Consider the following 21,589-nt stretch of genomic DNA (forward strand, 5'->3'; position numbering starts at 1 on the left):
CCGAGCGCCTGCGGCGCCCACCTTCTCCCTCAAAGGGAGAAGGACGCATATTTGCGTCTAGGCCGCCTTCAGCAGCTCCGCCTTCTTTTCCGCCGCCGCGTTGATGCGGGCTTCGGCGATGGCGTCGGCGATCAGGTGGGTCGGCTTGTTCTCGACGGCCGAACGCTCGAGGATCTCCTCGAAGGTCTCCATCAGACGCGACAGCTTGCCTTCGACCCACGAGGCGTCATAGGCGCCGCTCGACTGACGGGCGTTCATTTCCGAAGCGACGTTGATGATGCCGCCGCCGTTGACGACGTAGTCGGGGGCGTAGAGCACGCCGCGACGGAACAGCTCGTCGCCGATGTCGGCGGTGGCCAGCTGGTTGTTGGCGGCGCCGCAGACGGCCTTGACCTTCAGGCGGTCCAGGGTCTGCAGGTTCAGCGTCGCGCCCAGGGCGCAAGGCGCATAGATGTCGGCGGCGACGTCATAGATGGCGTCGGGGGCGACGATCTCGGCGCCGGTCGCGGCGGCGACGGCTTCCAGGTTGGCCTGGTTGACGTCGGTGATGATCAGCTTGGCGCCGGCCTTGTGCAGCTTCTCGGCCAGATAGGCGCCCACGTGGCCCACGCCCTGGATTGCGACGGTCAGACCAGTCATGTCGTCCTGCTTGAACAGGCGGCGGGCGACGACCAGGTTCGAGCGGAACACGCCCTCGGCGGTGACGGGGCTGGGGTCGCCCGAGGCTTCCGGGCCGTCCTTCAGGCCCAGGACGTATTCGGTGACCTTGCGGGCTTCGGCGATGTCCTCGACCGAGGTGCCGACGTCTTCGGCGGCGTAGTAGTTACCGCCCAGGCCGTTCAGGGCGCGACCGAAGGCGCGGAACAGTTCGGGCGACTTCTGGGTGCGGCTGTCGCCGATGATGACCGACTTGCCGCCGCCCATTTCCAGATCAGCCACCGCGTTCTTGTAGCTCATGCCCTTGGACAGGCGCAGCACGTCTTCCAGGGCTTCGGCGGCCGAGCCGTAGTTCCACATACGGGTGCCGCCGACGGCGGGGCCGCGCGCGGTGGAGTGAACCGCGACGATGGCCTTCAGGCCGGTTTTCTCGTCGTGGAAGGCGTGGACGCCTTCATGGTTCGCGAAAGAGGGGGAATCAAACAGCGTCTTGCCCATGACAGGCCTTTCCTGGGGTATTTTTTATGCGCGTGGAGATACGCCGCGCCCGCGTACAGAGCAAGCGTGTCAGGAAAAGGATCGCTCGGGCCCGATCAGCGGCCTTTGGGATCGGTCCGCAAGGCCGGCAGGATCGGCCCCGCCCCGGACGGCAGGGGCGCGGCTACGTCGCGCAGCCAGGCCTCGACATCGCGATAGACGACCTCGCCCTGCAGGTCGCGGTTCAGGATATGCCAGCCGTTCGGATAATAGGCCGTCCTCAGGTTGGGCCGCTCACCCGCCCGTTCCAGCGCCAGCCGCATCGGCCGCTTCTGAATGATCTGATCATGCCCGCCGTACAGTAGCAGGGTCGGCTTCTCGACCGCGCCGAGACGCACCGTCGCCGTCTCCATCAGGTCGACCAGGCCATGCATGGAATCGAAGCGGGTGGAGAGAATGCTCTGCGGATCGCGACCGTTGCGGATCAGCTCCTGCGTATTGTCCGAGGCGCGGATGCGGCGCACGGCGAAGGCGGGCGGCTCGACCGTCCTGGCGCCCATCAGCCGGGCGGCGGCCCAGAGCCCTGCGCGGTTGAACGGGCTCTGGCTGGACCAGCCCCAGACGCCGGGGGCCAGCAGGACGACCCGGTCGGCGTCGGGCGGGGCCTCGCCTCCGAAGGCGGCGATGGTCGAGGCCCCACCCATGCTCTCTCCCGCCACCACGATCAGGGCGTTCGGGCGTTCTGCGCGAACCAGGGCGACGATGGTGCGCAGGTCGGCGCTGGTCAGGCTTTCCGACGCGAACTCGCCGCGATGGGGCGCCAGGCCGAAGCCGCGCTGGTCATAGGCCCAGGTCTCGATGCCCCGCGTCGCCCACCACGGCCCTGCCAGCCGAAAGGAGGCGTAGTGGTCGTTGAACCCATGCAGGGCGACGATGACAGCCCAGGGCTCCTGCCCCTCCGGGGTCCAGCGCAGATAGGGCAGCCGGGCTCCGTCCTGCACGACGAAGGCCCCGCGCCCTTCAGTTCCCGCCTCGATGCGCGGCCCGTTGAAGCCGACCGGCGGGGTCAGGGGCGACTGCAGATGCGGCGTGGCGCAGGCGGACAGGGCGAGAGAAAGGGCCACAAGGCCCGCCGTCAATCCGCTCCGCCCGATGCTCACGCCAAAATCTCCACAGTCCGCTCGCGAAGATAAGGCAGAACCTCGCGCTCGAACCACGGGTTTTTCTTCAGCCAGGCCGTGTTGCGCCATGAGGGATGCGGCAGGGGCAGGACGGCAGGGGCGTAGTCGCGCCACGCCCGCACCGTCTCGGTCATGTTGGATTTGGCCCGGTCGCCCAGCGCCCAGTCCTGCGCATAGCCACCGACCAGCAGGGTCAGCTCGACGTTCGGCAGTTCGGCCAGCAACCGGGGCCGCCACAGCTCGGCGCAGCGGCGCGGCGGCGGATAGTCCCCGCCCTTGGGGTTGGTCCCCGGAAAACAGAAGGCCTGGGCCGCGACGCCGAGGCGCGGATCGCCGTAGAAGGTCGCCGCGTCCACGCCCAGCCAGTCGCGCAGGCGGTCGCCGGACGGATCGGTGAAGGGCAGACCGCTTTCATGCACCCGTCGCCCCGGCGCCTGACCGCAGATCAGCAGACGCGTCTCAGGCGCGACCATGACCACCGGGCGCGGCGTATGAGGCAACTGTCCCAGACACGCCCGGCAGGCGCGGATCTCGGCCAGGAGATTCTCCAGGCCGATTTCCGGTTCAGTCGAAATCGTCATCCGAAGCTTCGACCGGCGGCAGGGCCGCCAGCGCCGCGGCCGTCTCGGCCTCGGTCGGCAGGCGCAGACGGATCACGCCCTTGAAGGCGTTGGGGTCGACCGCCTTACCCTTCTTGGTGATGGTCAGCTTGCCCTGACGCATCAGGCCCAGGGCCGCGGCGCGGACCTTGGGCAGCATCCGCTGCCATTGCTCGGGCTGCAGCGCCTTGGCCACTTCAGCCGGTTCGATGCTCTTGCCGCCGACGTTCTTGGGGTCGGCCTTGGCCAGTTTTTCAAAAATGGCCGCTTCGATTGGATCGCTCATTGCGCCTATATGCTGCACTGCAAGACCGGAAAGAAGGCGAAACCGACATGGTTGCGAAAATCACCGTCACGGAAGGCGAGTTCACCGGTTGGCAGACCTATGACCTGCACGACACCTTCGACGTGGTGGTAGGGCCCTTCTACGGCAAGCTGGACCCCGACGGCCATATGCGTTGCGCCTTCCGCGCCGAACGAAAGCATATGAACGCCGGCGGCCGGATGCACGGCGGCTGCCTGATGACCTTCGCCGACATCGCCATGTTCCAGATCGCCTATCAGGAGATGGAGGGCGCGTCCGGCGTGACGGTGCAGCTGGATTCCACCTTCATCGACGGCGCCTATGTCGGCGAACTGATCGAGGCGACCGGCCAGGTCACCAAGGCGGGCAAGAGCCTGATCTTCGTGCGCGGTCAGATCAATACGGGCGAGCGGCTGTTGATGACCTTCTCGGGCGTGATCCGCAAGTTCACGCCGCGGGACTGAAAGCCCAGGCCGGGGTCGTCACTTCGACGGCGGCGCGTAGACCACCCGGCATTCGCCATCGACCGTGGTGTACCGGTTGTTCGCGGCGTCCACGAAGGCGATCCGGCCGCTGTCGCTGTATTCGACCTTGCCGGTCGATCGGCCCTTGAAGGTCTCGACGCCGTAGGTCCAGCAGGTGATGTCGGCGGGGCGGTCGCTCCAGGTGGCGTCGTTGCGCGCGCGCCGGCTGTCCGTGCAGGCAGCGGCGGACGCGGCGAGCCCCAGGGCGAGCATGATCGTGAGAGCTTTGTTCATGCCGTCCAGCTTGGCATGACGGACGAGGCCCGAAAAGATGTCTTGCTACCTTAGACCCCGGCCTTCGCCGCTGGACGGGCGTGGCAGGCCTCGAGCCAGCGGGCCAGGTGGATCAATTCCTCGGGCGGGCGGTATTTGACCAGGCGGGCGAAGTCGAGGCCCACCGCCGCGACGATGTCAGCGATGGTGAACCGGTCGGCGGCGATGAATTCGTGCTCGGCCAGTTGGCGGTCCAGCAGGCGCATGAACTTCTCGGCGCCGACGCGGCTGTATTCCGCCACCTGCGGCTGGGGCGCCTCCAGCGCTGCCAGGGCCGGGTGGCTGAAGCGCACGTTCAGCATCATCGGATTGGCCAGATAGATCTCGCAGCGGCGGGTCCACATCTCGATGATCGCCTGCTCCCTCGGGTCGCGGCCGAACAGGTTCGGCTCCGGGTGCAGCGCCTCCAGATAGCGGCAGATGGCGATGGATTCCGAGATGCAGGTCCCGTCGTCCAGTTCCAGCGCCGGGACGTGCGGGACACCGACCCTGGCCCGATACTCCGCCGTGCGATGCTGGCCGGCCAGCAGGTCGATCTCGACCAGTTCGACATCGGTCACGCCCTTTTCCGCCATGACCCAGCGGACCCGGCGCGGATTGGGGGCGCGGCGGCTTTCGTAGAGTTTCATGGAACGGCCCCTCCGGTTGTCGTCAGAAAGGCTACTGTCCGAAGACGGATGCGGGCAAGGCCCCGACGACGCAGGCGGTCATCAGGGTGGCGAGGAAGCCGGCGAACAGGGCCTTCCACACCAGACCCAGAACCTCTTCGCGGCGCTCGGGCATCAGCACCGACAGGCCGGTGACGGTGATGCCCACCGAGCCGATGTTGGCGAAGCCGCACAGGGCATAGGTCATCAACATCCGCGTGCGCTCCGTCATGTCGCCGGCCGGCACCTCGCCCAGCTTCATGAAGGCGACGAACTCGGTCAGGGTCAGCTTGACGCCCAGCAGCCAGCCGGCGGTGTAGGCGTCGGCCCATTCCACCCCGGTCAACCAGGCGACGGGGGCGAAGACCACGCCCAGGATGCGCTCGACCGTCAGTTGTTCGCCACCGACGACGAAGCCGCCCAGGATGACGTTGACCAGGGCCACCAGGGCCACGAAGACGATCAGCACGGCCGAGATGTTCAGCACCACCATCAGGCCGTCCGAGGTGCCCTTGACGATGGCGTCGATGGAGCTGTCGTATTTCAGCGCCGAGTTGTAGTCGGCGACCGCCCCGCCCTCGCCCGGCTTTTCGGGGATGATGACCTGGGCCAGCAGGACGCCGGCCGGAGCCGAGACGATGGAGGCGACCAGCACATGGCCCGCCGCGTTCGACAGCACCGGCGACAGGATGGTGGCGTAGGCCACCATGGTCGAGCCGGCGACGGTGGCCAGGCCGACCACCATCATCAGGAACAGTTCCGACCGGGTCAGCTTGTCCAGATAGGCGCGGATGACGATGGGGCTTTCGATCATGCCGAGGAAGACGTTGGCCGCGACCGCAAGGGCCGAGGCGCCGCCCAGACCCATGGTCCGCTGGAACAGGAAGCCGAAGCCGAGCGTGATCCACTTCAGGATGCGCCAGTGCCACAGCAGGGCCGACAAGGCCGAGATCACCAGGATCAGCGGCAGCACCTTGAAGGCGAAGGTGAACAGAGCGCCTTCGTTGGCCACGGCATAGGGCTGATCCCCGCCCGCCAGATAGCCGAAGACGAACTTGGTCCCCTCCTCGGTGGCCAGCTCCAGCCCCTTCACGGCGTTGTTGATGCCGTCCAGCACCACCTGCGAACCGGGAATGGCGAAGGTCGCCAGCACCAGGGCCGCCTGCACCGCCACCGCGCCCAGCGCCAGCCGCCACGGGAAGACCTTCCGGTTCTCGGACAGGGCCCAGCAGAGGGCGACGATGACGACCAGGCCGAACAGGCTCTGAAGGTTCAGAAGGCTGAACATGGGAAAAGGCGGCTCCGCGACCGGCGCTACGGGAGCCGGTTTCTCATCTGCGCTTGAACGACAGCCGCGCGCGGCTGGCAAGAGGCGCAAGAAAAAGGCGGAGGATGAATCCTCCGCCCCTGGTTCGGCGTCAGACGGCGATCAGAGCTGGCCGCGGACCAGCTTGCCGTAGTCATCCATCAGGCTCAGCGACAGTTCGCCGGGCGTGAAGCGATAGTCGCCGATCTCGCTGACCGGGGTGACCTCTGCGGCCGAGCCGGTCAGGAAGCACTCCGAGAAGTCCGCCAGCTCTTCCGGCAGGATGTCGCGGATCACCACCTCGACGCCCTTGGCCTGGGCCATCTCGATCACGGTCTGGCGCGTGATGCCGTCCAGGATGTGGTCGACGCGCGGGGTGTGCAGGGCGCCGTTCTGGACGAAGAAGACGTTGGCGCCGGTGGCCTCGGCGATGTAGCCGCGCCAGTCCAGCATCATGGCGTCGGCGAAGCCGCGCTTCTCGGCCGCCGTCTTGGACATGGTGCAGATCATGTAGAGGCCGCCGGCCTTGGCTGTCGACGGGGCGGTGGCCGGGTCGGGGCGGCGCCACTTGGCCCACTCCAGACGGATGCCCTTCTTCTTGACCTCGGGGTCGAAGTAGCTGGGCCACTCCCAGGCGGCGATGGCCAGGTGGACCTTGCTGTTCAGCGACGAGACGCTGAGCTGTTCGGCGCCCAGATAGGCCACCGGACGGATGTAGCAGTCGATCAGGCCGTTCTTTTCGCAGGTTTCCTTGCAGGCGGCGTCGATCTCGGCCACGCTGTAGGGAATGTCGAAGTCCAGCAGCTCGGCCGAGCGCTTCAGCCGTTGGCTGTGCGCCGTCAGCTTGAAGATTTCGCCGCCATACATACGCTCACCCTCGAACACCGACGAGCCGTAGTGAAGGCCATGGGTCAGAACGTGCGTTTTCGCGTCCCGCCAGGGCACGAACGCGCCGTCAAACCAGATCCAGCCGTCACGATCGTCGAAAGGAACGAAGGCCATTGAATAACGTCTCCCGCGGATATGATCGGGTTACACTCCTCTCTCCCGCCGCCGTCAACGCCTTGCGTTCGGCAGGATCGCCCAAAGCATGACCGATACGCGTTCCAACGGCCGTTCAGGCCCCGTCGCCGCACCCGGCACAGGCCGCCATCTGCTGATTGTCGATGACGACGACAGAATCCGCGAACTGCTGAAAGAGTTCCTGGCGCGCGAGGGCTATCGCGTCACCGGCGCCGCCCACGCGGGCGCGGCGCGGCGGCTGGTCGAACTGATCGAGTTCGACCTGATCGTGCTGGACGTCATGATGCCGGGCGAGAGCGGCTTCGACCTGACCAGCTGGATTCGCAGCCAGGCCTCCCTGTCCAGGACGCCGGTTCTGCTGCTGACGGCCAAGGGCGATCCCGACGACCGGATCGAGGGCCTGTCGCGCGGCGCCGACGACTATATGTCCAAGCCCTTCGACCCGCGCGAACTGGCGCTGCGGATCGAGGCCATCCTGCGCCGCACCGGCGGCAAGCCGTTGACGCCGCGTGAAATCCACATGGGGCCGGCGGTGTTCGACATGGAGCGGCTGGAGCTGACCCGCGACGGGACGCTGCAGCGGCTGACCGAGGCCGAAGCGCAACTGCTGAAGACCCTGGCCATCCACGCCCATTCGCCGGTCGAGCGGATGAACCTGTCGCCCGACACCGCCGACATCACCGGCCGCGCCGTGGACGTCCAGGTGACGCGCCTGCGCCGCAAGCTGGAGGCCGACCCCAAGAACCCGCGCTATCTCCAGACCGTGCGCGGCGTCGGTTATATGCTGGCGCCGGACTGATCCGACGATGAGGCTGCTGCCCTTCACCCTCTGGGCGCGGATGATCAAGCGCCGCCTGCCGACCTCGCTGTGGGGCCGGTCGCTGCTGATCATCGTCCTGCCGGTGCTGATCATGCAGGGGGCCGTGACCTGGGCCTTCTTCGACGCCCACTGGCAGGCCGTGACCGCGCGCCTGTCCGAAGGCCTGGCCGGGGACGTGGCCTGGGCGGCCGAAAGCTATCGCGATCAGCCGACGCCGCAGAACCTGACCGTCATCGCCGACCGGGCCGAGCGGTCGATGCAGTTGTCCATCGCCTTCCAGGAAGGCGCTGTTCTGCCCAAGGAACAGCGACGCGGCGCTCTGGGCGTGGTCGACCGCACGCTGGAGAAGGCCCTGGCCTCGCGGCTGGACCAGCCCTTCTGGTACGACACGACCCGCTATCCTGCCTATGTCGACATCCGGGTGCAGGAGCCGGGCGGCGTGCTGCGCGTCATCGCCCCGCGTGAACGGGCCGTGGCGACCCAGGCTCATATCTTCGTCCTGTGGCTGACGGTCGCGACAGTGCTGCTGCTGGGCGTGGCGGTCCTGTTCATCCGCAATCAGGTGCGCGCCATCGAACGCCTGGCCGACGCGGCCGAGGCCTTCGGCCGGGGCGAGACCGTGCCCCGCTTCAAACCGCACGGCGCGCGCGAGGTGCGGGCCGCCGCCAGCGCCTTTCTGGATATGCGCGGCCGCATCCAGCGCCATATCGACCAGCGCACAGCCCTTCTGGCCTCGGTTAGCCACGACCTGCGCACGCCTCTGACCCGTCTGCGCCTCGAACTGGCGCTGGCCCCGCCCTTCAAGCGCGCCGAGGCGATGAAGGGTGATCTGGACGAGATGGAGCACATGATCGACGAATACCTGGCCTTCGCGCGCGGCGAGGCGGGCGAAGCGATCCAGGCCGTCTCGGTCCCCGAAATGCTGCGCCGTGCAGCCGACGACGCCCGGCGCGTCGGGGCCGAGGTGACGGTCGAGACGCCGGACGAACTGGACGCCCTGGTGCGGCCGCTGGCCTTCCGCCGCGCGCTGAACAACCTGGCCGGCAACGCCGCCGCCCACGGCGAGCACGTCCGGCTGTCGGCCCGCCCCCTGCCCTCTGGCGGGATCGAGATCGCGATCGAGGACGACGGGCCGGGCATCCCCGAGGATATGCACGAGGAGGCCTTCCGGCCCTTCTCGCGGCTGGACGCCTCACGCAATCAGAACAGCAAGGGCGTCGGCCTGGGCCTGGCCATCGCCCGCGACGTGGCGCGCGGCCACGGCGGCGACATCACCCTGAGCCGCAGCGACCTGGGCGGACTGAAGGCCTCGATCCGCCTGCCGGGATAAATCGCCGCACGCCTCTGGCGTCACTGTAAAATCATCGCCATCTTGGTCCCGTTCCAGGGGGGCCTGGATCAGGAGTCCCATGATGCGTCGTTTCGCATTTCTCGCACCGCTCACCGCCGCGCTGGCCCTCGCCGGCGCCGCAGCGGCCCAACCCTCCGCCGTCGTCGTCACCGTCAGCCCCGACTTCGCCAAGACCGCCGAAGAACTCGGCCAGCGCGACGTCCAGCAACAGGTCGACGACCTGACCCGCACCGTCGAACGCGTCCTGACCGAGCGTCATGCGCTGGACGGGGCCCGTATCGAGCTGACGATCACCGATCTGAAGCCGAACCGACCGACCATGCAGCAAACGATCGACAAGCCGGGTCTGGATTCGATGCGCAGCATCTCGATCGGCGGCGCCGCCATCGAGGGCACGGTCACGACCGCCTCGGGCGAGGTGCATCCGGTCAAGTACGACTACTATTCCTCGAACTTGGCCGACGTGCGCGGCTTCAGCACCTGGCAGGACGCCCGCACGGCCTACGATCGGCTGGCGCGCAATCTGGCAGAGGGGCGCTACGTCAAACGTTAAAGGCGCTGCTGGTCAGCCGCTGAGTTCGGTCGACTTGGCCACAGCCGCCTGAACGGCGCTCTCGACCGCCCGGTCGAGGGCGCCGTTTGCGTTCAGGGCCACAAGACCGGCCTGGGTGACGCCGCCGGGCGACGCCACGCGGTCGATCAGGGCGTCCAGCGCCTCGCTCCCCTCGACGCCCGCCGCAGCGGACCGCAGGGTAGCGCGCGCCAACCGCACGGCGGCTTCGGGCGACAGGCCTTCCTCGACCCCGGCCTGGGCCAGGGCGCGGGTGAAGGCGAAGAAATAGGCGGGACCGCAGCCGGACACGGCGGTCGCGGCGTGCATGGTCGGTTCGTCGTCCAGATGGACGGTCTCGGCGATGGGCGCGAACAGGGCCTCGCCCACCGCGCGGGCGGCGGCGTCGGCGGCCCAGATGGTGGCCACGCCCTGGGCCTGGGCCACGCCGGTCGTCGGCATGACGCGAACGACGGAGCGGCCGTCAAAACCCTGGGAAATCGTCTCGCCCCTCACCCCCGCCATGACCGAGACGATGACGGCGTCGGCGGCCAGATGCGGCAGGATCGGGCGCGAGGCCTCGAACCACTTGGCCGGCTTGACCCCGATGACGAAGGCGCGGGCTTCGGCCAGGGCCTCCAGCGGCGGATTGATCCGCGCGCCTTTCGCCCGCGCCGCCTCGGCGGCGGGCTTTTCCGACGGGGTCAGGATGATCAGGTCGGCCGGATCGACCGCGCCGGTCTTGAGCCACCCCTCCAGGATGGCCGAGCCCAGCCGCCCCACGCCTTGCAGGACAACTGGGCGGCTCATCAGGCGGTGCCCACGGTTTCGAACAGGCAGGCGTCGATGGCTTCCTGCGCCTTCTTGGAGCCGCGCACCATGAAGTCGAAGGCGGGGTAGTAGCGGTCGGCGGCCTCGATGGCGGCGTCGATCATGGACGCGGCCTGGGCCAGGGTCGGACGCTCACTGTGCGGCAGGGCCAGCGAATGGCGGAAGACGATCTCGCCCTCGTCCGGCCAGACCTCGAAATGGCCCAACCAGGTGCGCTGGTTGATCATCGACACCAGCTCATAGGCGGCGGCGCGGCGCGTCTTCATGACCCGAAGGTCCAGGGCGCAGCACAGCTGAAGGCAGTCGCCCTCGGGCCGCCAGGCGAACCACAGCTCATAGTCCTTCCAGTCGCCGGCAAGGGCGAAGGCCAGGTCGCCGTCGTCCGTGCGGTCGAACGGCAGGTTCTCCGCGTTGAGGACGTGCTCCACGACATCCAGAGGATCGTAGGGAACGTCGACCTCTTCGGGCCGGGCTGCATCCATCAGGGGTTCACAATCTTAACTCGAGGGGTCGCGACTCACGACCTGCAAACGAACGGTAAACGTGTTCGGAGATTCGGCTCAACCGGCGGTTTCGGCGTCAGGCTTCGCGCCTGTGGACGTTCCGGCAGACGCCTTTTTTCCGGGCGTTTTCTGCGCCTTAATCTCAGCGAGCTCGGCGCGCAGGGCCGCGATTTCGTCCTTCAGCACGTCGAACTCGTCGCGACGGACCAGATCCATCTCGGCCACGAAACGATCGGTCTGGGCGCGCCAGGCGGCCTTGGCCTCTTCGCCCGCAGCCTGGGCCAGGCCCATGGCGCCGGTGGTCAGCTTGGCGAACTCGTCGAGGATGGGATTGCGCGTCTGCATGGTGAAATCTCGTGTCTCGGCCGGACCAGATTATGGTTAATGATGACGTAAATTAGGTGAACGAAACCTTTCCGTCCGAACCGGCTATAAACTGCTTCGCTGGAAAAGCGCGCGACGAATGCAGTCTCGCTTGCTAGACGACGAAGGGTTCAAAACGGCGCTGACGGAGGCCCTGTGCCCTTCCCCGAATTCGACCCTGTCCTGATCCATCTCGGCCCCCTGCCCATCCGCTGGTACGCCCTGGCCTATGTCGCCGGGATCGTGCTGGGCTGGTGGTACGCCTCGCGCCTGGCCAAGACGGAGCGGCTGTGGTCGCCGGGCAAGCCGCCGGTGACAGGGCCGCAGCTGGACGACCTGGTGCTGTGGATCACGCTCGGCGTCATCCTGGGCGGGCGCTTCGGCTACGCCCTCTTCTACAAGCCGTCAATGTTCGCCCAGGTGTTCACAGGCCAGAACTGGGGCGAGCGGCTGGAGTTGCTGCAACTATGGACCGGCGGGATGAGCTTCCACGGCGGCTTCCTGGGCGTCGTCGTCGCCATCGCCCTCTACGCCAACCGCCAGAAGATCAATGCGTTGAGCCTGGGCGACCTGATCGCCCCGGTCGCGCCGCTGGGCCTGTTCTTCGGCCGCATCGCCAACTTCATCAACGGCGAGCTGTGGGGCCGCGAGACGACGGTTCCCTGGGCCATCCGCTTCTGCAACGCCCGCATCGAACAGATGTACGGCTTCTGCCCCGCCGGCAATGAACCGCGCCACCCCAGCCAGCTGTATGAAGCCGGGCTGGAGGGCCTGCTGCTGCTGATCATCCTGTCGCTGGCGATCTGGAAGTGGAAGATGCTGAAGCGTCCGGGCTTCGTCACCGGCCTGTTCCTGCTGGGCTACGGCGTCTGCCGCGCCGCGCTGGAGAACGTGCGTCAGCCGGACGCCGGTCTGGAGCACCTGCCGCTGGGCCTGACCATGGGCATGATCCTGTCGATCCCGATGATGCTGGCGGGCGCCTGGCTGATCTGGCGGACGCTGAAGAAGCCCGTGGTTCAGGCGCCGGTCGAGGGCTGACAGCGTGACGACCGAGACCCTCAAGGACCGGCTGGTCCGCGAGATCGTGCTGACCGGGCCGATGACGGTGGCGGACTATGTCACCCGCTGCCTGCATGATCCCAAGGGCGGCTATTATTCGACGCGCCCGGCCCTGGGCGAAGGCGGCGACTTCATCACCGCCCCCCTGGTCAGCCAGATGTTCGGCGAACTGATCGGCCTGTGGGCCATCGAGACCTGGAGCCGTCTGGGCGCGCCCGAGCGGGTGCGGCTGGTCGAGGTCGGCCCCGGCGACGGGACGCTGATCTCGGACGCCCTGCGCGCCGCGCGGCTGGTCCCCGGCTTCCTCGAGGCCGTGGACCTGATCCTGATCGAGCCCAGCGCGCCGCTGCGGGCCGAGCAGGCGCGACGGCTGGCCGACGCCGACGTCCATCCCCGCTGGCTCAGCGCCCTGCATCAGATCGAGACCGACGCCCCGATCATCCTGATCGCCAACGAGGTGCTGGACTGCCTGCCCGCCCGCCAGTTCATCAAGACCGACGGCGGCTGGGCCGAGCGCCGCATCGGCGTCACCGAGGGCAATGAGCTGACCTTCGGCCTGACCGCCATCTCCGGCGGCTTCGACCGGCCGGAGTACGACGTCGAGCCGGGTCAGGTGGTCGAGATTTCGGAACAGCAGGCCGCCTTTGGGCGCGATCTGGGCCTGCTGATGAAGGCGGCCTCGGGCGCGGCCCTGCTGATCGACTATGGCCGCGGCAAGCCCGGCGCGGGCGACACCCTGCAAGCCCTGCGACGCCACCAGAAGGTCGATCCGCTGGCGACGCCGGGCGAGGCCGACCTGACGCAGTGGGCCGACTATCCCACCGTGCTGGAGGCCGCCGTGCGCACCGGCGCCGACGTGACCGGCTGCATGGGGCAAGGCGCCTTCCTCAAGACCCTGGGGATCGAAGCCCGCGCCCAGCGGTTGATCCAGGCCCGTCCGGACGCCGCCCCGGTCATCCAGCGCCAGCTGGACCGCCTGACCGCGCCCGACCAGATGGGCGAACTGTTCAAGGCGGCGGCGATCTTCTCGCCCCGCACGCTGGCCCTGCCGGGATTTGAAGCATGAGCCTGACGCCGATCACCCACCCGCTGCTCGACAAGGCCGGGGTGCGTCACGGCTTCTTCACGCGCGAGGGCGGCGTGTCGGAGGGGATCTATGCCGGGCTGAACGCGGGCGTCGGCTCCAAGGATGATCCGGCCCTCGTGGCCGAGAACCGTCGCCGCGTCGCCGAATGGATGGGCGGCGGACTGGACGACCTGTGCGGCTGCTATCAGATCCACTCCGCCGTGGCCCGCGTGGCCGAGGCGGGCTGGGCGGGCGAGCGGCCCGAGGGCGACGCTGTCGTCGCCGCCGTGCGCGGCCCCATCGCTTCCGTCCTGACCGCCGACTGCGCGCCGGTCCTGTTCGCCGACGCCGAAGCCGGCGTGGTCGGCGCGGCCCATGCGGGCTGGAAGGGCGCGCTGGGCGGGATCATCCATTCGACGGTGGCGGCTATGGAGGCCCTGGGCGCCCGCCCAGAGCGCATGGTCGCCGTGGTCGGCCCCTGCATCGCCCAGGCCAGCTACGAGGTCGGCGCCGACTATCAGGAGCGCTTCGCCCGCCACGACCCCGGCAGCGAGCGCTTCTTCGCCCCCGGCGCCGCAGAGGACAAGCGCCTGTTCGACCTGCCCGGCTTCGTCCTGTGGCGGCTGGAGCAGGCCGGCGTCGGCGACGCCGACTGGACCGGCGACGACACGCGCGCGGATGCCGCGCGGTTCTACTCGAACCGTCGGGCCTATCTGGCGGGAGAAGCTGATTTCGGGCGGCTGATCTCGACGATCAGCCTGGGCTGAATCAGCCCGCCATCGCCATGTCGGGGACGCGGGTCGTTTCGCGCCAGGCGTCGGGCTGGGCCAGCAGGGCGCGGACCAGCCTGTTGTTCAGGGCGTGGCCCGCCTTGACGCCTTCGTAGCGGCCCAGCAGGGGCGCGCCGAGGACGTAGAGGTCGCCGATGGCGTCCAGGGCCTTGTGGCGCACGAACTCGCGTTCCATGCGCAGGCCGCCGGGGTTCAGGATCTCGTCGCCGTCGATGACCACGGCGTTTTCCAGCGAACCGCCGCGGGCCAGACCGGCCTGACGCAGGGCCTCGACCTCATGGGCGAAGCCGAAGGTGCGGGCGGCCATGATGTCCGAGCGGAAGGTCGCCTCGTCCACGACGAAGTCCACCACCTGATTGCCGATCACCGGGGTGGGGAAGTCGATCTCGAAGCGCATCTCATAGCGGTCGCAGGGCAGCAGGACGGCGGACTTGTCGCCCTCCTCCACCCGGATCGGCTTGAGGATCTCGATGTGGCGGACCGGGGCTTCCTGACGGCGAAAGCCGGCGCGGTCCAGCAGTTGCACGAACTGCAGCGCCGAGCCGTCCAGGATCGGCAGCTCGGGGCCGTCGACCTCGATCACGGCGTTGGAGACGCCCAGGGCGCACAGGGCGGCCATCATGTGCTCGATGGTCGACAGGCGCACGCCCGCCGCGTTCTCGATCATGGTGTTCAGGCGGGCGTCGACGACGGCCTCACCCGAGACGGGGATGCGGTTGTCGCGGTCAGTGATGTCGGTGCGCACAAAGACGATGCCCGCGCCGGTCGCGGCCGGACGCACGACCAGCTTGACGCGCTGGCCGGTGTGGACGCCCACGCCGGCGCAGATGGCCGGGGCGACGATGGTCTGTTCGTGATGGTCGTTACGGACCGACAAGCTGAAACTCTCTGTATAGCGCGGCTCCGCGCAGTCGTGCGGAGTTCGCCTCACCCGTCGTTTAACCACGTCGCCTCAAGCGCGAAATGAAAGATGGGTTTCGAAATGTTTCGGCGAGCGAAACGCCAAGGATCGGCGCACAACGCGCGTGCATACCAAGGACGACCATTGCCCAACAGCGGGGCTTGGCATCAAGACCAGAAGATGATGCGATAACATCGCAATGCCAAACAGCAAGCCAACCTATAGAGCCCTGACGCTTGGCTCCAGCATGATACCCGTGCTTTTGGCGTCCTGCTGCCCACAAAGCGCAACCCCCGCTAGCTACAGCCCATCCGACGAACCGTGGGTAACCAAAGCCATCGAGTGGGGGTTCGGCCCAGGGAAAGACGCTCGGCGCGAAGCCCTGAAGACCACCAATCCGGTAGTCATATACTTGCCGGAGACGGTCTGCGTCGGCCTTAAGCTCAAGCCCAATAGCCTCGGCGGAGAGTCGACGGTCTGTTTCTCGAGAGCGGACGGATCAATCGTCACCTCCCATAACGAAGGCGAATAGCTCGCAGGGCTACGCTCGACGCCAAAGTGTCCGTCCAACGAAGAACGCCCCGGAGCCAGGCTCCGGGGCGCTTCAATCAGCGTCTTTTCCGATCAGTTCGCGAGGCGGCGAAGAAAGGACGGGATTTCCAGGTCGTCGTCTTCGGCGTGACCGGCCTGATAGTCCTGGGTCGGCTGGGCCGACTGGGACTGGCGCAGCTGCTGGGTCGTGCGGTTCGACGACGGCGGCGGCGCGTAGGACGGTTGCTGCTGCTGTTGCGGCTGCTGGCGCTTCTTGCCGAACAGGCTCCAGCCGCTGCGACGGTGATCGCGGTCGTCGTAGTATTCTTCCTCGGCGACCGGGCCCTCTTCACGGCGCGAGGCCGGACGGGCCTGCGGCTGCTGCTGTTGCGGCTGGCCGCGGTCGAAGTAGAGGTCGCCTTGCGAGGCGGCGACCGGCTCGGCGCGGACGGCGCCGGATTCATATTCCTCGACCCACGGATCGACGATCGGCTCCAGATTGCGAGGCGCGTCGTGGATGACGGGTTCCGGGCGCGGCTCGGGCGCGGCGCGCGCGGCCGGGGCTTCATAGACCGGAGCCGGCTCGGGCGCGCGGACCGGTTCGCGGACCGGCTCGATGCGGACTTCAGGCTGACGCGGCGCGGCGGCGGTCGGGCGGCGGTCCGAGAAGGCCGAACCTTGCGGTTCGATTTTCTGGATGACGGCTTCGTCCATGCCGGTGGCGACGACCGAGACGCGGATCTTGCCGTCCAGGGCCGGGTCGAAGGCGGCGCCGAAGATGATGTTGGCGTCGCCGTCCACTTCAGCGGCGATGGCGTTGGCGGCCTCGTCGACTTCCAGCAGGGTCATGTCCAGACCGCCGGTGATGTTCACCAGCACGGCCTTGGCGCCCTTGAGGCTGGTTTCATCCAGCAGCGGGTTGGCGATGGCGTTCTGAGCGGCCAGCAGGGCGCGATCGTCGCCCGTGGCCTCGCCCGTGCCCATCATCGCCTTGCCCATTTCGGACATGACGGCGCGGACGTCGGCGAAGTCGAGGTTGATCAGGCCCGGCAGGATCATCAGGTCGGTGATCGAACGCACGCCCGAGTGCAGCACCTGGTCGGCCATGCCGAAGGCGTCGGCGAAGGTCGTGCGCTCGTTGGCGACGCGGAACAGGTTCTGGTTCGGGATGACGATCAGGGTGTCGACGTAGCGCTGCAGCTCGGCGACACCGGAGTCCGCCAGACGCATGCGGTGACGGCCCTCGAAGGTGAAGGGCTTGGTGACGACGCCGACGGTCAGGATGCCGCGGTCGCGGGCGCACTTGGCGATGACGGGGGCCGCGCCGGTGCCGGTGCCGCCGCCCATGCCGCAGGTGATGAAGACCATGTGCGCGCCGTCCAGGTGCGCGTGGATCTCGTCAGCGCTCTCCTCGGCGGCGTTCATGCCGACTTCGGGGTGGGCGCCGGCGCCGAGGCCCTGGGTGATGGTCTCGCCCAGTTGGATGCGGCGGTCGGTCTTGGCGAAGCTCAGGTGCTGGGCGTCGGTGTTGGCGACGACGAACTCGACCCCTTCAAGGCCGGCGTCGATCATGTTGTTCACGGCGTTTCCGCCCGCGCCGCCGACGCCGAAAACGACGATCCGGGGCTTCAGTTCCGTGTGTTGCGGCTTCACCAGCGAGAGAGACATATTCTTGTTCCGACCTTCCGACCCTGCCCGTTAGCCCCGATGCGAAATCCCCGCCGAATCGCATTGGTTATGAGCGCGTTAAGGAAAGCCCTCTTTGCGTTAACGGAGTGTTACCCCGGTAATATGAGTCGGCCGATTTTGAACCCGTCACGGCGAGCGTGACTGCAGATTTCCTTCATTTTTCGGCACGAGGACTCCCAAAAACAAAAAGGGCGGCTCTTGCGAGCCGCCCTTTCCGTTTCGGATCGAACCGAACTTACCAGGGACGGTAGTTCAGGCCGATGTTGAAGCGACGACCATAGGGGTCGAAGTTCGAGGTGAGGGTCGAACCCAGCCACGGCGACTGCTCGGCGTCGAAGGCGTTGGTCACGCCGCCGTAGATCGAGAGGTCGTCCCGGACCTTGTAGCGGACCGAGAAGTCGTGACGGGCGAAGTTGCCGGTGCGGTACCATTCGACCGGTTGGCTGTCGAGGTTTCCGCCGGCGATCACGTCGCGGTACTGGTTGATGTCTTGCGACGTCTGCCAGTCGGCCGTCCAGGTCAGCGACACGACGTCCGTGGGCTGCCAGGTCAGGCGCGAGGTGAAGCGAACGCGCGGGTAGAAGACCGTGCTCGCCGCTTCGGTGAAGGCGCTCGGGTTGGCCGCGTCGTTGAAGAACTTCTGCTCGATCAGCCACAGGCCGCCCAGCGAGTAGTTGAAACGACCCCAGTTCTTGCCGAGCATTTCTTCGGTGTCGAACGAGTAGTTGACGGTGAAGTCCAGACCGCGCGTCTGACGCTTGGCGTAGTTGAGCGAACCGATCTGGAAGCCGCCGATCGGGTGGCCCGCCGGACGACCGACCTTGAACACGTCGAACGGATCGCCCGAGTTGGGGTTCTCGCGGAAGATGAAGCCGCACGCCGTGGCGTTCAGGGCGGGCCCGTCCACGCACTGGTTGGCCAGAACCTGGGCCGACACCGTCGCGATCACGTCGGTGATCTCGATCTCATAGTAGTCGAGCACCAGCGACAGGTTCGGGACGAAGCGCGGCTGCAGAGCGGCCGAGAAGGTGAACGACTCGGACTCTTCCGGCTTCAGGTTCGGATTGCCGCCCGACACGCCTGCGATACCGGCCGAGTAGGTGGGCAGGTAGTCGTCCGCCACCGACGGCGTGGTGCCGGCGAAGTCGTAGGTCAGGCCGCGCTGCGCCGCCAGGGCGGTGCAGTTCGCGATGCGGTTGGTGCGCTCGGCCGCCGTACGGGCCGACGCCGTGATCTGACGCGTGTCGCACGGATCGACGAAGCCGTTGGCGAACGTCTGGGTGTTGGGCGAGAAGTTCTCACCCAGGTTCGGCGCGCGGAACGAGGTGTTGAAGCTGGTCTTGAACGTGATGTCCTGGATCGGACGATAGATCAGGTTCACGCCATAGACGTCGCCGTCACCCGCCGTGGTGTAGTCGAAGTAGCGGTACGAACCGCTGAGTTCGGCATACTCGCCCAGGAAGGAGTCGCGGAAGATCGGGAGCGACAGTTCGGCGAACGCCTCCTCGCTTTCATACTCGGCGCCCAGGAAGTCGGCGCCGGTGTTCAGCTGCAGGAAGCGACCGGCGGTGTCGGCGTCGCGGCCCACGCCTTCGGTGAACTCACGACGATACTCGCCGCCGACGGCGAAGCCGATCGCGCCGGCGCCCCAGAAGTCCCAGAGCTGGCCCGAAACCGCGGCGACCGCGTTTTCCTGCTCGTTCTTCTCGCGAACCGTGACCTGCGCGTCGATGAAGGCCAGACCGGCCTCCGACTGGTTGCCCGCGCCGAAGACGTTCAGCGGCACGCACTGCGCCACTTCCGGATCGGTGGCGGCATAGACGCCCGGCGTGGCGCCGCCGATATAGCGCTTGTCCAGCGGGTTATAGACGTCGATACGATCTCCCCGGGCAGCCATCAGCTTGACGCGGCAGACCACCTCGCCCGGCTTGCCGCTGACGAGGCCGGCCGTGTCGACCACCGCGTCCAGGGCGTGCGACAGACGCAGCTTGTCGATGCCGGTTTCCTTGTTGGCGTTCTCCATCTGGCCGTAGGTGTAGGACAGGTCCCAACCCAGGTTCTTGATGAAGGCCACCTGATCGTAGTCGCCCTTCAGGCTGACCACGTAGCGCTGCAGTTCGCGGTTGTTCTCCTGGGTCCGATCGGGACCGAAGGCCGAGTGGCGGGCCCAGGCGCGCTGGGTGGTGGCCGTCACGGCGCCCGGGGTCGTCGCGGTCGGGTTGCCATAGGTGGCGACCGGGTTGTTCGCCATCTGCTGGTTGATGATCGCCGGCAGGAAGGCGTTGTCGCGACGGGTGAAGTACGAGTTCCCCGACACGCCCTGAACGGTGGTCGTCGACACAGGCACGGCCGCGCCGAAGATGCCGCTGGCGGTCAGATCGGCGACGAAGACGTCAAAGAAGGTCGGCTGCGTCGAGATGAACGAGTCTTCGTTGACGTACTTGGCCTCGACCGACGCCTGGATGTTGTCGGTCAGGCGGAAGTTCACGCCCGTTTGGAAGCGCATCGATTCCGATTCAGGCGTGCGGCTGAAGCCCGAGAAGTCGGTGTTGTTGTTGTAGCCGTCGCCGCCGATGTTGAACGGACGGTTCAGACCGACGTTGCCGACGCGCGTGCCGAAGTTGACCAGTCGCGCGGCGCCGTTTTCATACCAGTAGGTGTGGGTCGGGCTGACGGCATAGCAGTTGGCCGACGTCACGCTGGCGCAGTTGCCGACCGGGATCAGCGGGTTCTGCAGGGCGCTGGGCTGCTGGGTGTTGGCGACCGTGGTGACGCCCCAGCGCGGACGGTTGATCGAGCGCAGATCGTAGAACAGCTTCTGGTCGATGAAGCCGTCGTTGTTCGTGCCGATCGCCGGGCTGGTCGGGTCGGCGTCCACGGCCACGATGCCGCGGCCGTCGGACAGCCAGTCGATGTCGCGGCCGACGATTTCCTCGATCCGCTCGTACTCGGCGAAGCCGTACAGGTTCAGACGGTCGTCGAAGAAGTTGCGGCCCGCCAGCAGCGAGGCGCGAACCGACGAGTTGCCGCTCTGGTTGATCTGGCCGTAGCGGGTGTCGAACTCGAGGCCTTCGAAGTCCTTGCGCAGGATGTAGTTGACCACGCCCGACACGGCGTCGGCGCCGTAAACCGACGAGGCGCCGCCGGTGATGATCTCGACGTTCTCGATCAGCAGACGCGGGACGGTGTCGACGTCGACGGCCAGGCTGCCGGCCTGCGAACCGACGTGACGGCGGCCGTCAACCAGGGTCAGCGTGCGGCCCGAACCCAGCGAGCGCAGGTTAGCGAACGACAGGCCGGTGATGTTCAGCGAGCCGGTGGTGTCCGACGGGACCAGCGAGTTCGACAGGGCCGGGATGGTGGCCAGGTAGTCGATCATGGTCGTCTGACCGGTTTCCAGCAGCGCCTCGCGCGTCACCTGGATCAGCGGCGTCGGGGCGTTGACCGGATCGCGACGGATGCGCGAGCCCGTGACGACGATCTCTTCGACCTGGGTCGCCTCTTGGGATTCAGCGGCAGGCGCGGTCTGAGCGAAAGCGGGAGCCGAGGCGGCGATGACGCCGGCGAGAACGGTCGTCCCGAACAGGTGTTTGCGCTTCAAGTGCATATTTGTGTGGCCCCAACCTTGTTGAACTTCAGCACAGCGGAATCGCGCACGGCGCCCGCATGACAGGCCGTCCCGTCTAATGGAAATTGCCGTTCGGACAACCTTTGTGACCCAAATCAGGCCATCACGCGTCAAACCTGTAACAATGAGGCCACAGTCAGGTCACACATGGCCGAGGCGCGTTCCGTGAGCGTGGACCGTTCTCAGATCCATACCCAGCGCGCAAAAATAACGCGCAAACAAGCGCCATCGGGGCAGTTTCAACAACATCCGATCAGACGACGTGCGTCGAAAACAGACAGGAATGGGGCGACGCGAGGCGGCGCCGGGCCGCGTTGCGCCTAGAGGTTGTCTCGCAGCCAGCCTGCGGCGCGGGCCACCATGCCGCCGCGGTGCACCTTGGGGGCGTCGGCGGCGGTGATCTGACGGGACATCAGCTTGCGGGCCGAGACGGCCTCGCGGGGGCCGTAGGCGGCGCGCAGCAGGACGCCCGAGGCCGAGCAGAAGGCCGGGCCGGAGGCGGCGTCGGCCAGGTG

At 67.3% G+C, this 21,589-nt stretch carries 21 protein-coding genes and 1 pseudogene; 7 read left to right on the forward strand and 15 right to left on the reverse strand.

Annotated features, from left to right (window positions below; genetic code table 11):
* Nucleotides 1-57: 57 nt before the first annotated feature.
* The 4 genes from ACREEF_RS04025 to ACREEF_RS04040 all read right to left on the reverse strand — a co-directional run bounded on the left by ACREEF_RS04025 (nt 58) and on the right by ACREEF_RS04040 (nt 3,200).
* A complete protein-coding gene (locus ACREEF_RS04025; protein WP_431564319.1) occupies nt 58-1,155 on the reverse strand; it encodes a Glu/Leu/Phe/Val family dehydrogenase in 1,098 nt (365 codons plus the stop codon).
* 95 nt (nt 1,156-1,250) lie between these two features.
* On the reverse strand, nt 1,251-2,258 hold the full coding sequence (locus tag ACREEF_RS04030; protein ID WP_431564320.1) for an alpha/beta fold hydrolase: 1,008 nt from the start codon (nt 2,256-2,258) through the stop codon (nt 1,251-1,253).
* A gap of 32 nt (nt 2,259-2,290) precedes the next feature.
* Nucleotides 2,291-2,896: a uracil-DNA glycosylase family protein gene (locus ACREEF_RS04035; protein WP_431564321.1), complete on the reverse strand. Its 606-nt coding sequence runs from the start codon at nt 2,894-2,896 to the stop codon at nt 2,291-2,293.
* Entirely contained in the window at nt 2,880-3,200 is a 321-nt protein-coding gene (locus ACREEF_RS04040; RefSeq protein WP_431564322.1) for a DUF3253 domain-containing protein, read from the reverse strand. The genes ACREEF_RS04035 and ACREEF_RS04040 overlap by 17 nt, the downstream gene beginning before the upstream one ends.
* 47 nt (nt 3,201-3,247) lie before the next feature.
* Between ACREEF_RS04040 and ACREEF_RS04045 the strand changes: the two genes are divergently transcribed.
* Nucleotides 3,248-3,682: a PaaI family thioesterase gene (locus tag ACREEF_RS04045; RefSeq protein WP_431564323.1), complete on the forward strand. Its 435-nt coding sequence runs from the start codon at nt 3,248-3,250 to the stop codon at nt 3,680-3,682.
* Between the two features lie 18 nt (nt 3,683-3,700).
* On the opposite strand, the gene ACREEF_RS04050 is transcribed toward ACREEF_RS04045, so the two are convergent.
* From ACREEF_RS04050 to ACREEF_RS04065, 4 genes are all read right to left on the reverse strand, one after another.
* The gene (locus tag ACREEF_RS04050; RefSeq protein WP_431564324.1) at nt 3,701-3,976 is read right to left on the reverse strand and encodes a hypothetical protein; all 276 of its coding nucleotides are present in this window, start codon (nt 3,974-3,976) and stop codon (nt 3,701-3,703) included.
* 50 nt (nt 3,977-4,026) lie between these two features.
* The gene (locus tag ACREEF_RS04055; protein ID WP_431564325.1) at nt 4,027-4,644 is read right to left on the reverse strand and encodes a glutathione S-transferase family protein; all 618 of its coding nucleotides are present in this window, start codon (nt 4,642-4,644) and stop codon (nt 4,027-4,029) included.
* Nucleotides 4,645-4,675: 31 nt separating this feature from the next.
* Nucleotides 4,676-5,950, reverse strand: a complete 1,275-nt coding sequence (locus ACREEF_RS04060) for a NupC/NupG family nucleoside CNT transporter (RefSeq protein WP_431564326.1) — start codon at nt 5,948-5,950, stop codon at nt 4,676-4,678.
* 141 nt (nt 5,951-6,091) lie between these two features.
* Entirely contained in the window at nt 6,092-6,970 is an 879-nt protein-coding gene (locus ACREEF_RS04065) for a branched-chain amino acid aminotransferase (protein WP_431564327.1), read from the reverse strand.
* 88 nt (nt 6,971-7,058) lie between these two features.
* Between ACREEF_RS04065 and ACREEF_RS04070 the strand changes: the two genes are divergently transcribed.
* The 3 genes from ACREEF_RS04070 to ACREEF_RS04080 all read left to right on the forward strand — a co-directional run bounded on the left by ACREEF_RS04070 (nt 7,059) and on the right by ACREEF_RS04080 (nt 9,715).
* The gene (locus ACREEF_RS04070; protein WP_431564328.1) at nt 7,059-7,790 is read left to right on the forward strand and encodes a response regulator; all 732 of its coding nucleotides are present in this window, start codon (nt 7,059-7,061) and stop codon (nt 7,788-7,790) included.
* 7 nt (nt 7,791-7,797) lie between these two features.
* Nucleotides 7,798-9,141 (forward strand): ATP-binding protein, encoded by a 1,344-nt coding sequence (locus ACREEF_RS04075; protein WP_431564329.1) that lies wholly within the window; start codon nt 7,798-7,800, stop codon nt 9,139-9,141.
* An 82-nt stretch (nt 9,142-9,223) separates the two neighbouring features.
* Nucleotides 9,224-9,715 (forward strand): hypothetical protein, encoded by a 492-nt coding sequence (locus ACREEF_RS04080; protein WP_431564330.1) that lies wholly within the window; start codon nt 9,224-9,226, stop codon nt 9,713-9,715.
* Between the two features lie 12 nt (nt 9,716-9,727).
* On the opposite strand, the gene ACREEF_RS04085 is transcribed toward ACREEF_RS04080, so the two are convergent.
* The 3 genes from ACREEF_RS04085 to ACREEF_RS04095 all read right to left on the reverse strand — a co-directional run bounded on the left by ACREEF_RS04085 (nt 9,728) and on the right by ACREEF_RS04095 (nt 11,391).
* Nucleotides 9,728-10,522, reverse strand: coding sequence for a pyrroline-5-carboxylate reductase family protein (locus tag ACREEF_RS04085; protein ID WP_431564331.1), 795 nt, complete (start codon nt 10,520-10,522; stop codon nt 9,728-9,730).
* Entirely contained in the window at nt 10,522-11,025 is a 504-nt protein-coding gene (locus ACREEF_RS04090) for a YbjN domain-containing protein (RefSeq protein WP_292032930.1), read from the reverse strand. The genes ACREEF_RS04085 and ACREEF_RS04090 overlap by 1 nt, the downstream gene beginning before the upstream one ends.
* A gap of 78 nt (nt 11,026-11,103) precedes the next feature.
* Nucleotides 11,104-11,391 (reverse strand): accessory factor UbiK family protein, encoded by a 288-nt coding sequence (locus tag ACREEF_RS04095; protein ID WP_431564332.1) that lies wholly within the window; start codon nt 11,389-11,391, stop codon nt 11,104-11,106.
* 174 nt (nt 11,392-11,565) lie between these two features.
* Between ACREEF_RS04095 and lgt the strand changes: the two genes are divergently transcribed.
* The 3 genes from lgt to ACREEF_RS04110 all read left to right on the forward strand — a co-directional run bounded on the left by lgt (nt 11,566) and on the right by ACREEF_RS04110 (nt 14,301).
* Nucleotides 11,566-12,447 (forward strand): prolipoprotein diacylglyceryl transferase, encoded by an 882-nt coding sequence (lgt, locus tag ACREEF_RS04100; RefSeq protein ID WP_431564333.1) that lies wholly within the window; start codon nt 11,566-11,568, stop codon nt 12,445-12,447.
* Nucleotides 12,448-12,508: 61 nt separating this feature from the next.
* Nucleotides 12,509-13,534: a class I SAM-dependent methyltransferase gene (locus tag ACREEF_RS04105; protein ID WP_431564343.1), complete on the forward strand. Its 1,026-nt coding sequence runs from the start codon at nt 12,509-12,511 to the stop codon at nt 13,532-13,534.
* A complete protein-coding gene (locus ACREEF_RS04110) occupies nt 13,531-14,301 on the forward strand; it encodes a polyphenol oxidase family protein (RefSeq protein ID WP_431564334.1) in 771 nt (256 codons plus the stop codon). The genes ACREEF_RS04105 and ACREEF_RS04110 overlap by 4 nt, the downstream gene beginning before the upstream one ends.
* Before the next feature lies 1 nt (nt 14,302).
* On the opposite strand, the gene lpxC is transcribed toward ACREEF_RS04110, so the two are convergent.
* From lpxC to ACREEF_RS04130, 4 genes and pseudogenes are all read right to left on the reverse strand, one after another.
* Complete coding sequence (gene lpxC, locus ACREEF_RS04115) at nt 14,303-15,202, reverse strand: UDP-3-O-acyl-N-acetylglucosamine deacetylase (protein WP_431564335.1); 900 nt, start codon at nt 15,200-15,202, stop codon at nt 14,303-14,305.
* 648 nt (nt 15,203-15,850) lie between these two features.
* A complete protein-coding gene (gene ftsZ / locus ACREEF_RS04120) occupies nt 15,851-17,425 on the reverse strand; it encodes a cell division protein FtsZ (protein WP_431564336.1) in 1,575 nt (524 codons plus the stop codon).
* A 256-nt stretch (nt 17,426-17,681) separates the two neighbouring features.
* Nucleotides 17,682-21,047: a TonB-dependent receptor domain-containing protein gene (locus ACREEF_RS04125; RefSeq protein WP_431564337.1), complete on the reverse strand. Its 3,366-nt coding sequence runs from the start codon at nt 21,045-21,047 to the stop codon at nt 17,682-17,684.
* Nucleotides 21,048-21,394: 347 nt separating this feature from the next.
* Nucleotides 21,395-21,589 (reverse strand): annotated as a pseudogene (locus ACREEF_RS04130) (cell division protein FtsA); the annotation flags it as partial.

Source organism: Brevundimonas sp., assembly GCF_050729455.1.
In the GTDB taxonomy this organism is placed as follows: Bacteria; Pseudomonadota; Alphaproteobacteria; order Caulobacterales; family Caulobacteraceae; genus Brevundimonas.

What these genes read in the sequence shown, in the direction of transcription:
- ACREEF_RS04035 (WP_431564321.1), bottom strand. Translation starts at nt 2,896, where the DNA reads ATGACGATTTCGACTGAACCGGAAATCGGCCTGGAGAATCTCCTGGCC.
- ACREEF_RS04050 (WP_431564324.1), bottom strand. Translation starts at nt 3,976, where the DNA reads ATGAACAAAGCTCTCACGATCATGCTCGCCCTGGGGCTCGCCGCGTCC.
- ACREEF_RS04105 (WP_431564343.1), top strand. Translation starts at nt 12,509, where the DNA reads ATGACGGTGGCGGACTATGTCACCCGCTGCCTGCATGATCCCAAGGGC.
- ftsZ (WP_431564336.1), bottom strand. Translation starts at nt 17,425, where the DNA reads ATGTCTCTCTCGCTGGTGAAGCCGCAACACACGGAACTGAAGCCCCGG.
- ACREEF_RS04070 (WP_431564328.1), top strand. Translation starts at nt 7,059, where the DNA reads ATGACCGATACGCGTTCCAACGGCCGTTCAGGCCCCGTCGCCGCACCC.
- ACREEF_RS04090 (WP_292032930.1), bottom strand. Translation starts at nt 11,025, where the DNA reads ATGGATGCAGCCCGGCCCGAAGAGGTCGACGTTCCCTACGATCCTCTG.
- ACREEF_RS04055 (WP_431564325.1), bottom strand. Translation starts at nt 4,644, where the DNA reads ATGAAACTCTACGAAAGCCGCCGCGCCCCCAATCCGCGCCGGGTCCGC.
- ACREEF_RS04060 (WP_431564326.1), bottom strand. Translation starts at nt 5,950, where the DNA reads ATGTTCAGCCTTCTGAACCTTCAGAGCCTGTTCGGCCTGGTCGTCATC.
- ACREEF_RS04085 (WP_431564331.1), bottom strand. Translation starts at nt 10,522, where the DNA reads ATGAGCCGCCCAGTTGTCCTGCAAGGCGTGGGGCGGCTGGGCTCGGCC.
- ACREEF_RS04075 (WP_431564329.1), top strand. Translation starts at nt 7,798, where the DNA reads ATGAGGCTGCTGCCCTTCACCCTCTGGGCGCGGATGATCAAGCGCCGC.
- ACREEF_RS04080 (WP_431564330.1), top strand. Translation starts at nt 9,224, where the DNA reads ATGCGTCGTTTCGCATTTCTCGCACCGCTCACCGCCGCGCTGGCCCTC.
- ACREEF_RS04110 (WP_431564334.1), top strand. Translation starts at nt 13,531, where the DNA reads ATGAGCCTGACGCCGATCACCCACCCGCTGCTCGACAAGGCCGGGGTG.
- ACREEF_RS04025 (WP_431564319.1), bottom strand. Translation starts at nt 1,155, where the DNA reads ATGGGCAAGACGCTGTTTGATTCCCCCTCTTTCGCGAACCATGAAGGC.
- ACREEF_RS04045 (WP_431564323.1), top strand. Translation starts at nt 3,248, where the DNA reads ATGGTTGCGAAAATCACCGTCACGGAAGGCGAGTTCACCGGTTGGCAG.
- ACREEF_RS04040 (WP_431564322.1), bottom strand. Translation starts at nt 3,200, where the DNA reads ATGAGCGATCCAATCGAAGCGGCCATTTTTGAAAAACTGGCCAAGGCC.
- ACREEF_RS04065 (WP_431564327.1), bottom strand. Translation starts at nt 6,970, where the DNA reads ATGGCCTTCGTTCCTTTCGACGATCGTGACGGCTGGATCTGGTTTGAC.
- ACREEF_RS04095 (WP_431564332.1), bottom strand. Translation starts at nt 11,391, where the DNA reads ATGCAGACGCGCAATCCCATCCTCGACGAGTTCGCCAAGCTGACCACC.